The following is a 13,374-nucleotide window of genomic DNA, read 5'->3' on the forward strand; positions in this document are numbered from 1 at the left end:
GATCCACTACCGGATAAAAAGACGAGCTAACGGCAATTAACAAACTTTAGAATTGAATAATCATTGGGTTGAAGCCCTTTGGATTGAGGTGGTCTAGGTTCTTAGGACAGCGTTTTTGGTTTTTTTAGTTTGATCTTAATCATTAAGCAGCCGTTTTATAAACCCGTGTTGGAGGAACATCCCCTATGGAAGAGTGTCCTCTGCAATTATTGTAAAAACTAATATAGGTGCTACACATATCAAAGAGTTCTTTTCCATCTTTGGGTTCATACAGATATAACTTCTCATATTTGATGCTGCGAAAGAAGCGTTCAATATAGGCATTGTCGGTTGCTCTGCCTTTTCCGTCCATCGATATTTGAACGGTTTCCAGTGACTTTACATAGCTGGTGTATTCATGCCCGGTAAACTGCCGGCCCTGATCAGAATTAATGATCTTTGGGGTTCCATAACGCCTCACGGCTGTTTTCAGGCAATCAACAACCCATCCGGCCTCCATCGTGTTACTCACCGACCAGCCCACAATGTACCGGCTGTACACATCGATAATGGCTACCAAATACATGAATCCGCGTTGCATAGGTATATAACTGATGTCGAGCTGCCAAACCTGATTGACCCGCGTAATATTCAACCCCCGCAACAGATACGGATACTTGTAGGCCGCAGGATCACAAATAGTGGTTCTGGGACGAGGGTAAATAGTCTTTAGGCACATAATCTTCATCAGGCGTCTGACCTTTTCGCGGCTAATACACAGTCCCTGTAAGGCTAAGTCCCTGCGGAACCGCCGTGATCCCCGTGTTGGATCTTCGATATACATGCGATCCATCACACGCATCAGATTCAGATCCACTGCACTGATGCCCTTGGGTTTGAAGTAATAAACCGAGCGATGCAAATTCAACAAGCGACACTGGGCGCTCAGACTAAGCTGCTCGTCATGAGCATCAATGAGTTTTCGACGTTGTTTAACCGGCATCACAACAACTTTTTTTTAACCAATCGGTCTCCACCTTCATCTGACCAATCTGCTTGTAAAGTTCATCAAGCTGCTCACCGGTTTTCTGGAGTTCATCCTGATTACCATCTTGAACAAAGGCAGCATCGGCATGATCCAAAAACTGCTTCTTCCAGGTGGTGATTTGATTAGGATGTATCTCGTGTTTGACCGCCAATTGTTGGATCGTCTCACGTTCTTTGAGCGCCTCAAGGACGACTTTGGTCTTAAAACTGTTGGTAAAGTTTCTTCTTTTTCGTTTCATAGTCAGCAAATTAACATTTTATTGTTTTGCTGTCCTATTTTTCTAGACCACTACAGATCTTTGGTTTTTTTCTCCAGGTAAGGGTCACCCCGATCAGTGTAATTATGATGGCTACAACGGATAAAACAGCCGGCAATTCGGCTAAAATAAAGAAGGCTAGAGTAGTTGCAAAAATCGGTTCGGTATAGATATTATTTTATATAAGTTGTAAAGTGATAAATATAGAGTCAGGTTCATATTAATCCACTCCCTACGATTAAAGGTTGATATATACCTATATATATTATATTAAAGTACAAAGCAATGGATTGTGTTTAAGTACAAGTATACAATTACTTAACAATTCTCATTGTCACAAAACTAAATAAACGAGAGAACTATTATGATAACATTTATGATAACATTTATGATAACATTTAAGAAAAAATTACTGCTTTTAGTAAGTAGTTTCATTTTGACTTTTGGTTTTTCAATGGTTAATACAGCCAGCCTTCAAGCAGATATTGACCCACCAAATTGTGCCTTTAGTCCAATTGACAAAGATTGCCACACAGTTGTTGCAACCAATTGTTTATGTGGTGAAGTAAATCCTGATCCAGGTGAAGGTTGATTTTAAAACCAAAAAAGCTAAAATCTCGGGCCATTGTCGATATGGTTCGAGATTTTTTAAAAATTATGGATTTATGTTTCGCACATTTATAGTTCTTTTAATTGCAATTTTTGCTCTTCAATGCTCCCGAACACCACACACTGACAGTGAAACAAAATCAATAGAATTGATTCAAATTGATACTGTATTGCTAGAACAGGGTGCGCAGCTTTTCGGAAAATTTTATGAGCATATGAGAATCAGCCAGAATGGAAGTTACTGGCTTTTTAATGAACGCATCCGAAATCAGGTATTTGTTTTTAACAGTGATGGATCATTTCATTCTGTAATAGGAAAAAGGGGCAGGGGGCCTGATGAAATATTAACTGTAAGTAGTTTCGACATTAACAAAAACAATGAAGTGGCTATATTTGATGGAAGTCAACGCATGATTAAAATTTTTACTCTTGATGGCAGACTGATAAGCTCAAATAATATTCTTGAAAATGCTGACTTCAGCTTAGTGCCGCATTATCTTAGGTGGTATAAGGGGCAACTTGCCGGTACAATTATAGACCTTGAATCAAGATTTGAACCTTACAAATCAAGGCTACTTGCTCTCATAAATGATGATGGTTCTACGGATACGGCATTTGGCAAGTTTGATCCCTTCTCAAAACAAGACCATAGGGAAACCTTCGTTTCACTATTGGCTCTGGATGAAGAGAATAATGTCGCCTACACAAACTTACAATCCTCACCTTACTTTCAGATATATGACATGGAACATTTTGAAAGGATTCTTTATGGCGGTAAAATTACTGAAAGTTTTAATAAGCCCTCACAAGAAGTAACCCCTCAGACATCCCTTTCTAAAATTATGTTATTAGTGGAAGATACAAGCGTATTCGCCCATATTTTTTTAACAGATGAATACTTCATACAACACATGCAAATTTTGACCAAGGAGTGGTTTGAGACCAGTGATTATACCGCAAAAGGAAACGTATTGGTTTTCTATGACCGTGAAACCAATGAATTCATTAAAGAGATAAAATTAGAAGGTATTACACCACTTGCCGCGCAAAAGGGAAAAATATACGCCGTTGAAAATTTTAATCCCGATCAATTTACTATAGGCATTTATGAAATTAGTACAAATACTGAGTAGATCAATTATTGTATTTTGGCTGATATTCTTCTCGGGATGTGTTAAGGATAAGTACGCTCCATATTATGAAAAAACAGGTAATGAATGGGAGCAATACATATATGAAATATCTGATAAAGAGAAGGTTACTTTAAATAATACCGTCCTACTTGTATTAACAAGTAGCGAGTGCTCCCCTTCAATAGATGAAATAAAAAGCTGGGATACCTTCAATGAGAATAGTGATTCGATAAAGGTACAAATGGTAATATTAGAAAAGTATTTTACTACCATACAAGTTCTACTGGAGTATGAAGATATTGGATTGCACGTCTATAGGGATTCAGCCTATTCCTTAATTAAAACAGACCTTTTACCAAACACACCAATGAAAGTTTATTTCGATAATGAAGGAAAAGTGAAAAATTTGTCCCCAATAGGCGTAAGTAATGACCCGTTAATATTTATTCATGGCTCTTGAATAATTTACATACCTATCAATCTGTATAAATGTTATTGATTGTGAATTGGGTTTTCAAATTTAAGTTTAGGTTTTTTCTTCCAGGTAAGGGTCACCCCGATCAGTGTAATTATGATGGCCACTACTGATAAAACAGCCGGCAATTCGGCTAAAATAAAGAAGGCGAGGATCGTTGCGAAGATCGGTTCGGTGAGGATCAGGGTAGACAGTAATGTAGGGGACACAAATTTCACGGCATAATTCAATGAACCATGCCCCAGAAGCTGTGGACCAAATGCCAGTGCCAGCCCTATCCATAAAACGGTAGCATCGAGTTCAGTCGGTACTCCCTCTACTACCAATAAAATGACAAGGCAGGTTGCAGCGGCATATCCATAAACAGGAAATACATATCCCAGCCAGGATCGGTTTTGCCTGATCTTCCTTCCTATCAGAAAGTAAACGGCAAAAATTGCTGCACCGGAAAATGCCATGGCATTACCCAGTACAGGATTTGAAAAAGTCGTTTCAGCATTGTAATCAGATATCCCAAGTAAAACCGACCCTCCAAAGGCCACAAATACGCCTACCCAAACCGTGGGGGCAAAATTCATCTTGTACAACACGCGCTCTGCCACTATCAACATGATGGGGTGTATAGTCACCAATACGGAGGCTGAAGCCACTGATGTGAAATAAAGTGAACTCGTCCACAGCGTGAAGTGAAGCCCCAGCGCAATACCGGCCATAGCCATTAGTCGGTTTTCATTCCCCGCAGCTTTAAGGTCGTATTTCTTGCTTCTTTTTTGGTATACATATACCGGTACCAGCATCAGAAAAGCACCGATGGTCCGGATGGTCACCAACAACAAGGCGGAATACTCCGTGGCAAATTTTACCAAAACCGGAGCGATCCCAAAGGTGGTCAACCCAATAACCAGAAATGAATAGACCTTTAATTTTGAGAACGGTTGATCCAAAAATACCCCTATCGAATTCTATCCATTGAACGGACAAGCTCTTCATCCTTTCGAATATACCGCATAGCCAGAATCTGAAAGATCAGTGATAGAAAGATCAGGCCTGAACCAAGTCCTTCATCCCACATATAGGTTCCAAATCCTCCAAGAGAAAGCAGAACTCCCACACCGAAACCTAATGCCACTACCTGCAGAAGAGCCGACTTTTTGATCCATGAGATCTGATTGGTTCTGTTATTATACAGAAAGATGGCAAACACATTGAGCACCATCGGTAACACGAGTGAGATCGCAAGGCCATATCCGATCCAAAGCTGAGGGTCGCTCATGGCTTTATCATAAATAGGTGTAAAATAAACCACGAGGTTCAGAATGGATGCTAAGGCCAAAAATACAGTTTGAATTCGCTGAATCACTTGATAAAATTTTGTTTTAATATTTGTGCTAAAGATAAAAGTTTTAGGGATTAAAAAAGCTTTGTCGCAGCTCATCTCTTTAGTCTGTCATTTATGCTTTGTTACAGACCTATATTCGTTTTACAGAACGTTTTATTTCGGTTTAAATGTGCTTTTACCCGTACCTTTTCCCCTTTCGAAATTAAAATATCATTCATCCTGTTTTGAGCCGCCCCTATTTAATTGACCTCAGCCTTATTTTTGTAGCTATCATCTGGGCACTGAACTTTAGTATTGTTAAGGTCTCGCTGAGCGAAATTGATCCTTACAGCTTTAATGTGCTGAGATTCATATTTGCCACCGGCTTGCTGTGGTACTTTGCACGAAAAAAAGGGCATTCCCTCAAAGTCCGGAAAAAACACTTCTGGAAACTGGTTGGGATCGGTATCATCGGAAATCTGTTTTATCAGCTGTTCTTTATCATTGGCATCAACTATACATACGCTGCAAACGCCGCGGTGATGCTTGGTACCATCCCCATATGGGTGGCTCTTCTCTCTCAGTTTTTCACTGATGAGAAACTCACGCTTTTCAAGACATTGGGTGTTTTATTCGCCTTCATTGGCGTAGCCCTTATCATGATCGGTGGTCAGGACAAGATCTCTTTTGAATCTGAAACCTTTTGGGGAAATATAATAACTCTGGCGGCTGCCATTTGTTGGGGCGTTTATACCATTCTCTCCCGACAATACCTTAGAGTTTACAGCCCTCTTCAATATTCTGCTTTTATGTCGGTAGTGGGTTTGATCAGTTTAACACTCATTGGCTTACCGTTTCTCATCAAACTGAACTGGAGTGGCATTTCCTGGGTAGGATTTGGTGGCATCCTTTACAGCGGTGCTTTGTCCATTGGAATTGCATACATTATTTGGAATAACGGAGTCAAAAAAATTGGAGCTGTCCGTACTGCGGCTTATCAAAACCTGGTTCCGGTTCTTGGTTTGATATTTGGACTTGTGCTGTTAGGTGAAGAACTTACGGTTCTTCAATATATTGGGGCAGGTTCTGTAATAGCGGGTATCATTCTGGCTCGTAAAAAGACAAGAACAGAGCAGGCTAAACTCTCATACAATTCATAAACATGAGTCGCTTACAACGTATTTTATTTTTAATCATTGGGTTTGCGGTGGCTTACTCTGCCTCACCTCTGATGGCTCAACAATCAGATCAAAATTCTGACAGCGAACAGCCCGGAGTTCAATTCAATCAGATCTTCAATACTTACTATTATCAGGACCCGATGGGCCTAAGGATCGGTTCTGAAGTGCTTGCAGCCGATGGTATCATCGACCCTTCTTCTTATGTACTCGGCCCCAATGATGTTCTTTCCATTGAAATTATTGCCAACAACGACCTTGTGTTAAGAGCGATACCTGTCAATTCTCAGGGTGATATTGTGACCCCGGTTTTAGGAACCATTCAGGTTGGAGGACTTACGATCGATCAGGCTAAACAGGAAATTCAAAAAAAATCGGACCAGGTTTTTAGATCATCTGAGGTGAACCTGACCCTGGAAAGAGCCAAACACATATCATTTTATGTTTCGGGTGATGTTACCAGTCCCGGTAAACATACCCTTCCTGCATTTTCTAGAATCTTTGATGCCATCCTTCTTTCCTTGAACGGCAGCTATGATAAAGACAGCCTGAATGCCTCACAGATCCTCAGAAACAACAATTATTCCTTCCGCAACATCACCATTTTGCACGCTGACGGAAGTGAAAGCAAGGCCGACCTGATCGCATTTTTAAAAGCCGGGCACACTTCCAGGAACCCTCGTATTCAACTGGGGGATCAAATCAAACTAAGAACCCTTTCACCCCGGTCTCCAAAAGTGAGTATTTCAGGGGCTGTCCTGAAACCCCAGGAAATCGAATATTCGGATGGCGACACGCCGCACCTCTTAGTAGAAATTGCCGGCGGGCTCACTTCCGAAGCCGATGCATCCAAAGCTTTTATCTATCGGCTGCAGGGTGATGCCGTAAATAAAATGGAAATAGCCTCATCCGATTGGCAAGACTTTAACCTTGAACCCAATGACCGGGTTGTGATTCCCGAAGATCAAAACAAGCAGGTGGCTGCCTCGGCCCGAATTCATGGAGAGGTACGTATGCCCGGTATGTATCCGATCCGACAGGGGCAGTCCACGGCTTATGATCTGTTGCAATATTCTGAAGGCCTGACCAATGAGGCTCTTCCTTCTGCAGCCTACCTTAAAAGAGCCGGGAGCATTGAAAATGAAGCCCCAAATAAATTAAATCCAACCATCATTGGGCGAACTTCAGATCAGATCCAGCAGGAAACGGAATATCTGGAGCTGGAAAGTCAGGTTAGCCGGGGAAAAGTATTCATTAACCTGAGTGATACGACTCAACTCAAAAGTGTGAAGCTATTTGATGGAGACCGGATATTTGTCCCCCGGGATGAAAATACGATCTTCGTTTTTGGGCAGGTCAACAATCCGGGATACTATCCCGCAGAAGGGGCATCATCAGATACCTATGATTATATAAACCAAGCCGGTGGGTTTGCTTTAGCCGCCAACAAAGAGCGGATATTTATCATTAAAGCAGGAAGTAACACCTGGTACCGGCCTGAAGAAACCGAACTTGCAACCGGAGACCGCATCTTTGTGGATCGCATCCCTTATGATGAACTGAATGCCCAGCGCACTTATGAAACACAGCGCGATCAGGTAAAAAATTCCAGAATTCAGCTGATCATGACCGGCATCACAACCATTACCGGGATCATAACCACCTATGTGGCTATTAAGAATAATTAGGGTAAGCAGATCAAAATGAGTGAAACAGATGAAACTTCGTCACAAAGCAGCCTGATGTATTTTCTCAGGCTCGTGATCGCAAATTGGAAAACACTGATGGGAATATATATAACCATCGGAATCTTGACTGTGATCATACTTTTACTACTTCCTAAATGGTACAAAAGTGAAGCAACCGTAGTCATATTGGATGAGAACCAATCGGCTATCTCCAACATGATGAACCAATTCAGTGCCTTTGGTCTTGGCAGCTTTGGTGAAAATAATGTAGCGACTTATATGGGATACGCCCGAACAAATAAAATGTACGACAGGCTGATCGAAGAGTTCAAACTGAATGAAGTGTACGAAACCCAATATGTAGAAGACACATACGAAGCCATTTTCGAGAATATGAATGTGACTGACAATGAGGATAAAACTTTCACTATCTCTTATTTGTATAAAGAAGATCCGGAAATGGCAGCCAGTATCGTTCAATTCATATACGGCCAACTGGACCAAATTGCCCTTGAGGTAGACCGTGCGGAGGCTTCAAATTTCAGGCAATACGTTGAAAATTATTATGATGAGGTAAGTTCCAAACTTAGGGCAGATGAAGATTCCCTGACCCGTTTCCAAAGTAAGACCGGCATCCTGGATCTAGGCATTCAAACAGAAGCTGCTATTGAGGGCATTGCAGAACTTGAAAAACAAAAGATCAGCCTCGAGATCGAAAAAAATTATGTAGAAGAGGTTTTTGAAAACACGGGGCGTGTTCAGGAAATAGAAAACAGAATTTCTGCTATAAGCGCCAAGATCACAGACCTTCAAAGAAATAATAGCGAGGTCCTTGTTGCCATCGATTCTCTTCCCAAACAAGGTGCCGATTTTTTAAGGCTGAAAAGAGATATCCTGATCGGTGAAAAGGTCTCAGAATTTTTACGACTTCAATACGAGCAGGCTCTTTTGGATGAACAAAAGATAAGCTCCAACCTTTACCTCGTTGACCCTCCATCCATCCCTGAAAAAAAGTATAAACCTCAGCGAACCAGGATACTTTTCATCGTGATGTTCTTTACCGTTCTGTTATCACTGATATTTATTCGGGCAAAGGCTTTTTACCGGGATCATTCTGAATCTTTCAAACAACTGATCTAGCATGATCTCCCGGTCACTCTACAAATATCTGCCGCTGTATGTTTTTTTAGGTATTTGGGGATTGGTCTTCTTCTTTTATAACCTGAAGCTTTATAACATTTATCCTGCTTCGGCTCCTACCGTGCATTTGATCTTGTTTGGCATCCTTGCTTTTGCATCAGGGTATATTTTATTCACGATGTATGATGTTCAAGGCCTGAAACCTGCTGAACAGGATCTATCCATTAGTTTAAACCCCGGCACTATGGCCTGGCTTGTAACCGGCCTGACACTTACTACATTTCTGGGGGCCCTGCTTATAATTTATACTGTTGCAATTGAATTGGGCGGAGCGGAAGCCTATTATAATACACCCATCAGGGTCAGGAATTTGTTTACTGGATATCAAAATAATCCGCTAACCCCACCACCGCTTTCATTTAAAGTTGGTAATTACCTGATCAATACCGGTTTTGCCGGCACTGTTTTTGGTGGCGTACTATTTTCTCTTAATCACAAGTTTCGGTACCTGGGAATATTGATCATTCCTGCATTCATCTTTGCATCCACCGTCACAATTGGCCGATATACACTGGTAAACAGCCTCTTCTTTTTTATTTTTGCCTACATCATTGCCACCTATTATTTGAAACCCCGTTTAAGAAAAAAGCGGCTGATCGAGATCTGTATCTACTCTGCCGTTTTTGTCATCTTTCTTGGACTCTTTACCTTTATCCTTCTGGAGTTCCGTACCACCCAGGGAACCGAGAATGCTGTAAAGGAGTATGCGTTAAAATCATCCTACCTATACCTTACCGGTGGCATTACGGCCCTTGATAATTTTTTAGCGCAGGATTTTACACTGGTTTATGGGCAATCAAGTTTCAGAAGTATTTTCCGATGGCTGATACAACTGGATTTATGGGATGAAAGTAATTTAAAAGCGGTTCATGAACCATTTACATCGGTCACACCGTCTATAAGTATCAACACCTACACATTTGTAAAGTCGTTCTTTGAGGATCTTGGAATATCCGGGGTTCTGTTTTTCAGCTTCACATTCGGGGCTCTTTGCAAGGTCGCCAATCACGCTGCATTTAATTCTTTTTCTTTCATCAGGTCAGGTGTTGCCATCACCTTTATATTTGCGGCCCTGATGTCTTTTTATTCGTTCTACTTCCATTCAATAACCACAGCTGTTTATCGTATTTTGATCATCGCCGTTATTCAGTATGTTTTTGCAAATAAGCTCAAAGTAAAGCATTGAAAATGCCTAATAGGGTTTCCCATTTTGGAAGTAAACTAAAAAACAGCCTCTATGTCAGGCAGGTGGTAAATTTAGTAAGCGGCACATCTTTAGCTCATCTGATCACCATAGCATTAAGTCCTGTACTTACGAGGATCTTCCCCGCTGAAGCTTTTGGGGAATTACAGTTGTTTCACTCTATTGTCATCATCTTATCTATCGTAAGTACCGGGTGTTTTGAATACACCTTTGTTTTGCCCCAAAAGGACAGGGATGCTTCTTTACTTTTTAAATTCAGCTTTCTCCTTAACCTTCTTTTTAATCTATTCTTATACCTTTTTATTTATGTCGCCTACAGGTTTTCCGGCTTGCCATCAGACTTAAGCTCTCTCTTTATTTGGCTCATTCCACTGGGAGTATTTTTCAATTCTGCCTTAAATATTATAACTCATTTCGTTATCAGGTTTGAGCAGTACGGGACAGCCTCTAAATCAAAGGTCTTGCAGAGCTCAGTCACGGGAGGCACCCAAACGGGTCTCGGGATAGCAGGAATGTTAAATGGCGGACTGATCATTGGTCACATTGCGGGCCGGATCATTTCAACTGTATTTCTCTTTTTCAGGAAGACCAGCGTACGCCTTGAGAAAGCATTTTACAAGCAAAACCTGAAGCCTGTTACCAAAAAGTACTTTGGTACAACCAAGTTCCTGCTTCCATCCAATGTACTAAGCTATGGAGCTATTGAGATCCCGGTTTTCATAATAGGGGCCCTTTTTGATCAGGAAATGTTGGGTTTTTATGCACTGGCCTATCGTGTATTAAGTGTGCCATCAGCTTTTATAGGCAACTCGGTTGGTCAGGTTTTTTATAAACAACTTTCTGACCGATATAACAATGGGGTTTCCATCCAAAATTTTTTAGTTAAAACATGGGGAGTCCTTTTTCTCATTACCATTATTCCCACGGGTATTTTACTGCTTTGGAGTGAGCCTTTATTTGCCTTTGTATTTGGTGGACAATGGCAGACTGCCGGTTCCATAGCTATGATCATGGCTCCACTCTTAGCCATCGATTTTATCAGTGCCCCTACAGGCAAAGCACTTATCGTTCTTGAAAAACAAAAGATCATGCCCGTGTTTTCTTTCCTGAACCTGATAACGCGAGCCGGAGGCCTCCTGATAGGCTGGTACCATCAGGATTTTCTTTTGGGAATCATTCTCATGGTAATTGGGCATATATTAAGTTTGATCACCTATAACTTATATTTACTTAAGGCTGTCGGTATATACGAAACTGCTATTTCAGCAAATGATCCATCTTCATGAGCCAAAAAAGCCTGCATATTGTTTCCCATTCTTTTCCAACCATTGAAGCACCTTATGATGCCACATTCATCAGTGATCATGCCAGTACACTTTCAGACCACTTCGATGTTAGGGTATGCATTCCTACGCCAATATCATTCCCCTTTACGTACAGATTCATAAAAAATCATTCGCCTCTAATTCTACCTGATAATGTACAGGGCGATCGATGCTTATATTTGTCATTACCTAAAAAAAGATTTCCTGCTTTTATCAGCCGGTCATTATCAAAGAACGTTGTCAAATCCCTCAGCGGTCAACCCATAGACTTGATCCATGTTCATTTTTTATACCCATCCGGCATGATCATCTCTGAGCTGAAAAAAGAGTTCAGATGCCCAGTGATTCTTACAGTTCATGGGGTTGATTTCTACCATACCTATAATAAGCCCGTCTTGAAGAACATACTGAAATCAAACCTTGAACAGGCTGATGCCATTGTATCTGTGGGACCCGGATTAAAGCAAGATATCGTCAACGAGTACCCAGACCTGAAAGATAAAGTTCATTGTATTCATAACTTTGTAGATACCCGGATATTCAAACCGGTAAAACAGGAAATAAGAGAACGTCTCAGAGTAGAACTGAGCAATAACCCTTCATCTTTTCAACTGCTGTGTGTGGCAAATTTCAGGCATAAAAAAGGGATTGATACCTTGATGGAGGCCTTAACTCTAATGAAAAAGCCAGATCTCCCCACTCTCCACTTGATCGGACGAGTAGATGAAGAGCCTGACTTTCAAGCCCGGGTCCGGAAAAAAATTGAGACGTCAGGATTAAAAAATGTAGTTATCCATGGCCCAAAACCCCGGGAAGAAATAAAAAAATGGATGCAGGCGATGGATGGTTTCATACTCCCCAGCCGAAATGAACCCTTTGGTATTGCACTGATCGAAGCCATGGCTTGTGGACTACCGGTCATTTCTACCAAGAGTGGCGGCCCCGAGCAGATCCTGAAAGAGAACCGAGGAATCCTCATACAACCTGACAAACCAAAACAGCTGGCAAAAGCAATTGCACAGATACAGGAGATCAATTCCTTTGATGCTGAAGGCCAACACGCCTACATCGAGGAAAATTTTGGTAAGAAGCGTTATACCACAGAATACACCGGTCTTTATGAGCGACTTCTCTCAAAGTAGTCTGTTCTATTCTCTTAGCAACTTCCGATATACGTTTTCCCCAAAGATCTTACCTACATAAAATCTAAGTATCAGTATTTGAAGCTTGACCTTCTTTTTCAGCCAAAAACCCCATCCAAATTCCCTAAATCGATGATCATGTTTGGAATATAAATGCCTGGCACCCTGTATCTTTTTATCGAAATTTGTACTGATCTGATCGACCGACCTGAACTCCCTGGTTAGGACCTCATCCACAAAATCGATGGTATGATCTTTGCACAAACGGATCAACAGGTCATACTCCTGACTTGACTGCAATTGCTCATCGAAGCCTCCGACACCCTTTACGGCAGCGGTTTTCATGAGTAGCGTTTCTGTACCTGACACGATATACCTATCCAATAAGGCCCTGTAGAGGTTCCCTTTCACACGGTTATATTTAATGGTTGGACGGCCAGAGCGTTCATCTTTTGAATGACAGGTTACGATGCCTAAAGAAGGATCACTGGCTGCCAAAAATACTTTAACCTGCTTTTCGATCTTTTCCGGAAACAGAATATCGTCATCATCCAAAAAGTTTATGAAGACACCTTTTGCCTTACTTAAACCCAGGTTTCTTGAATAACTGGCTCCCAGATTTTTAGGATTCCTGAAAAAGTGCAGGTTCTTATAGCCATTTAAAACATCCGAAGGATCCTTTTGCGAGCCATCATCTACCACAATGATCTCAATATTGGGATAGGTCTGATTTTGCACAGAATCAACCGCTCTTGTAAGCAGATCCACTCTGTTATAGGTAGGAATAACGACAGAAACTAAAGGTTTTGGATCCATGTC

At 41.2% G+C, this 13,374-nt stretch carries 14 protein-coding genes; 9 read left to right on the forward strand and 5 right to left on the reverse strand.

The genetic code is table 11. The features are described 5' to 3' along the window. Positions 1–142: 142 nt before the first annotated feature. Together C3B73_RS12865 and C3B73_RS12870 are read right to left on the reverse strand one after the other, a co-directional pair. Entirely contained in the window at positions 143–982 is an 840-nt protein-coding gene (locus C3B73_RS12865) for an IS3 family transposase (protein WP_103666013.1), read from the reverse strand. Beyond that, positions 972–1,265: a transposase gene (locus C3B73_RS12870; RefSeq protein WP_103666014.1), complete on the reverse strand. Its 294-nt coding sequence runs from the start codon at positions 1,263–1,265 to the stop codon at positions 972–974. The genes C3B73_RS12865 and C3B73_RS12870 overlap by 11 nt, the downstream gene beginning before the upstream one ends. 382 nt (positions 1,266–1,647) lie before the next feature. Between C3B73_RS12870 and C3B73_RS12875 the strand changes: the two genes are divergently transcribed. From C3B73_RS12875 to C3B73_RS12885, 3 genes are read left to right on the forward strand one after another with little or no spacing between them, the layout of a single operon-like run. Further along, the gene (locus C3B73_RS12875; protein ID WP_103666015.1) at positions 1,648–1,875 is read left to right on the forward strand and encodes a hypothetical protein; all 228 of its coding nucleotides are present in this window, start codon (positions 1,648–1,650) and stop codon (positions 1,873–1,875) included. Next, a complete protein-coding gene (locus C3B73_RS12880) occupies positions 1,865–3,025 on the forward strand; it encodes a 6-bladed beta-propeller (RefSeq protein ID WP_232803208.1) in 1,161 nt (386 codons plus the stop codon). The genes C3B73_RS12875 and C3B73_RS12880 overlap by 11 nt, the downstream gene beginning before the upstream one ends. Then, positions 3,000–3,485, forward strand: coding sequence for a hypothetical protein (locus C3B73_RS12885; RefSeq protein WP_103666017.1), 486 nt, complete (start codon positions 3,000–3,002; stop codon positions 3,483–3,485). Before C3B73_RS12880 ends, C3B73_RS12885 begins: the two co-directional genes overlap by 26 nt. 32 nt (positions 3,486–3,517) lie before the next feature. On the opposite strand, the gene C3B73_RS12890 is transcribed toward C3B73_RS12885, so the two are convergent. Both C3B73_RS12890 and C3B73_RS12895 read right to left on the reverse strand, forming a co-directional pair. Further along, positions 3,518–4,444 (reverse strand): DMT family transporter, encoded by a 927-nt coding sequence (locus C3B73_RS12890; protein ID WP_232803210.1) that lies wholly within the window; start codon positions 4,442–4,444, stop codon positions 3,518–3,520. Between the two features lie 8 nt (positions 4,445–4,452). After that, positions 4,453–4,860, reverse strand: a complete 408-nt coding sequence (locus C3B73_RS12895) for a DUF4293 domain-containing protein (RefSeq protein ID WP_232803212.1) — start codon at positions 4,858–4,860, stop codon at positions 4,453–4,455. Between the two features lie 203 nt (positions 4,861–5,063). Between C3B73_RS12895 and C3B73_RS12900 the strand changes: the two genes are divergently transcribed. From C3B73_RS12900 to C3B73_RS12925, 6 genes are read left to right on the forward strand one after another with little or no spacing between them, the layout of a single operon-like run. Then, a complete protein-coding gene (locus C3B73_RS12900) occupies positions 5,064–5,978 on the forward strand; it encodes a DMT family transporter (RefSeq protein ID WP_103666019.1) in 915 nt (304 codons plus the stop codon). A gap of 2 nt (positions 5,979–5,980) precedes the next feature. Then, positions 5,981–7,684, forward strand: a complete 1,704-nt coding sequence (locus tag C3B73_RS12905) for a polysaccharide biosynthesis/export family protein (protein ID WP_103666020.1) — start codon at positions 5,981–5,983, stop codon at positions 7,682–7,684. 15 nt (positions 7,685–7,699) lie between these two features. Continuing rightward, positions 7,700–8,824 carry a Wzz/FepE/Etk N-terminal domain-containing protein gene (locus tag C3B73_RS12910; protein ID WP_103666021.1) on the forward strand — a complete coding sequence of 375 codons (1,125 nt, stop codon included), beginning with the start codon at positions 7,700–7,702 and terminating at the stop codon, positions 8,822–8,824. A 1-nt stretch (position 8,825) separates the two neighbouring features. Continuing rightward, positions 8,826–10,070, forward strand: coding sequence for an O-antigen polymerase (locus C3B73_RS12915; RefSeq protein ID WP_103666022.1), 1,245 nt, complete (start codon positions 8,826–8,828; stop codon positions 10,068–10,070). 2 nt (positions 10,071–10,072) lie between these two features. Continuing rightward, a complete protein-coding gene (locus tag C3B73_RS12920; RefSeq protein WP_103666023.1) occupies positions 10,073–11,374 on the forward strand; it encodes a lipopolysaccharide biosynthesis protein in 1,302 nt (433 codons plus the stop codon). After that, complete coding sequence (locus C3B73_RS12925; RefSeq protein ID WP_103666024.1) at positions 11,371–12,555, forward strand: glycosyltransferase; 1,185 nt, start codon at positions 11,371–11,373, stop codon at positions 12,553–12,555. Before C3B73_RS12920 ends, C3B73_RS12925 begins: the two co-directional genes overlap by 4 nt. Positions 12,556–12,561: 6 nt before the next feature. Here the strand turns inward: C3B73_RS12925 and C3B73_RS12930 are convergent, their stop codons facing one another. Beyond that, positions 12,562–13,371, reverse strand: coding sequence for a glycosyltransferase family 2 protein (locus C3B73_RS12930; protein WP_103666025.1), 810 nt, complete (start codon positions 13,369–13,371; stop codon positions 12,562–12,564). Positions 13,372–13,374: the final 3 nt, after the last annotated feature.

Source organism: Gracilimonas amylolytica (genome assembly GCF_002911695.1).
In the GTDB taxonomy this organism is placed as follows: Bacteria; Bacteroidota; Rhodothermia; order Balneolales; family Balneolaceae; genus Gracilimonas; species Gracilimonas amylolytica.

Coding starts and splice junctions, on each gene's coding strand:
- C3B73_RS12875 (WP_103666015.1), top strand. CDS start 1,648: ATGATAACATTTATGATAACATTTATGATAACATTTAAGAAAAAATTA.
- C3B73_RS12920 (WP_103666023.1), top strand. CDS start 10,073: ATGCCTAATAGGGTTTCCCATTTTGGAAGTAAACTAAAAAACAGCCTC.
- C3B73_RS12870 (WP_103666014.1), bottom strand. CDS start 1,265: ATGAAACGAAAAAGAAGAAACTTTACCAACAGTTTTAAGACCAAAGTC.
- C3B73_RS12885 (WP_103666017.1), top strand. CDS start 3,000: ATGAAATTAGTACAAATACTGAGTAGATCAATTATTGTATTTTGGCTG.
- C3B73_RS12925 (WP_103666024.1), top strand. CDS start 11,371: ATGAGCCAAAAAAGCCTGCATATTGTTTCCCATTCTTTTCCAACCATT.
- C3B73_RS12865 (WP_103666013.1), bottom strand. CDS start 982: ATGCCGGTTAAACAACGTCGAAAACTCATTGATGCTCATGACGAGCAG.
- C3B73_RS12915 (WP_103666022.1), top strand. CDS start 8,826: ATGATCTCCCGGTCACTCTACAAATATCTGCCGCTGTATGTTTTTTTA.
- C3B73_RS12910 (WP_103666021.1), top strand. CDS start 7,700: ATGAGTGAAACAGATGAAACTTCGTCACAAAGCAGCCTGATGTATTTT.
- C3B73_RS12930 (WP_103666025.1), bottom strand. CDS start 13,371: ATGGATCCAAAACCTTTAGTTTCTGTCGTTATTCCTACCTATAACAGA.
- C3B73_RS12905 (WP_103666020.1), top strand. CDS start 5,981: ATGAGTCGCTTACAACGTATTTTATTTTTAATCATTGGGTTTGCGGTG.